The 1352-nt window shown below is 66.9% G+C and carries 1 protein-coding gene; it reads left to right on the plus strand.

The window, feature by feature from the left end:
- Positions 1-1352: thiamine pyrophosphate-dependent enzyme (locus ACIPY3_RS23180; protein WP_400337912.1), on the plus strand; the 1352-nt coding region annotated here is incomplete at both ends.

Here is a 1352-nt window from a genome sequence, read left to right on the forward strand (position 1 = left end):
GACCCGTCGATCATGCCGTACTACCAGGGCCGGAACGAGCAGGCCCAGGTCCACCAGGCCGTCGGGTATGCCCGGCACACTCGCCGCCGCCAGACCTACGCGATCAGCACCTCCATCGGACCGGGGTCCTCGAACCTGCTCACCGGGGCGGCGTTGGCGACGACCAACCGGCTCCCGGTGTTGCTGCTCCCGTCGGATACGTTCGCGACCCGTGCCGCGGACCCGGTGTTGCAGCAGTTGGAGCAACCGTACGCGTATGACATCACGGTCAATGACGCGTTCCGTCCGTTGTCCAAGTTCTTTGACCGGGTGTCCCGGCCGGAGCAGTTGTTCTCCGCGTTCCACCACGGCCTGCGCGTGTTGACGGACCCGGCCGAGACTGGTGCGGTGACCATTTCGCTGCCGCAGGACGTCCAGGCCGAGGCGTTCGAGGTGCCCGAGGAGTTCCTGGCCGAGCGGGAGTGGCGGATCCGCCGCCCCGAGGCCGAGGCTGAGGATATCCGCCGTGCCGTCGAGGCGATCCGTGCCGCGAAGCGTCCGCTGATCATCGCCGGCGGTGGCGTCCTGTACGCCTACGCCAACGACGAGCTCGCCAGATTCGCTGAGCTCACGGGCATCCCGGTGGGCAACACCCAGGCCGGCGTTGGCGTCCTCCCCTGGGACCACAAGCACTCTTTGGGTGCGATTGGTTCCACGGGCACGACGGCGGCCAACGCCATGGCTGCCGAAGCGGACCTGATCATCGGGATCGGCACCCGGTACGAGGACTTCACCACCGCGTCCCGCACGGCGTTCCAGAACCCGGACGTGCGCTTCGTGAACATCAACGTCGCCGCCATCGATGCCTACAAGCACGGCACGCACCTGCCCATCGTCGCCGATGCCCGCAAAGCCCTCGTGAAGCTCAACCAGGCCCTGGGCGGTTACCGCGTGGGGGCCGACCTGGAAGAGAAAGTCGCCGCCGAAAAGAAGCGCTGGAACGCGACCGTGGACGAGGCCTTCGAGACCCGGTTCACGCCGTTGCCGGCCCAGAACGAAATCATCGGGGCCACGAACAAGGCCATGGACGCCCAAGACGTCGTGATCTGCGCGGCGGGTTCGCTGCCCGGTGACCTGCACAAGATGTGGCGCGTCCGGGACCCGTTCGGCTACCACGTCGAATACGCCTACTCCTGCATGGGCTACGAAATCCCCGGTGGCCTGGGCGTCAAGCGCGCAGCCCTTGCCGAAGCCGCCAACGGTGGTCCGGACCGGGACGTCGTGGTCATGGTCGGGGACGGCTCCTACCTGATGATGCACACCGAACTGGTCACCGCCGTCGCCGAACGCATCAAACTGATCGTGGTCCTGAT

This window comes from Paenarthrobacter sp. NPDC089714 (assembly GCF_044748905.1).
Classification (GTDB): domain Bacteria; phylum Actinomycetota; class Actinomycetes; order Actinomycetales; family Micrococcaceae; genus Arthrobacter.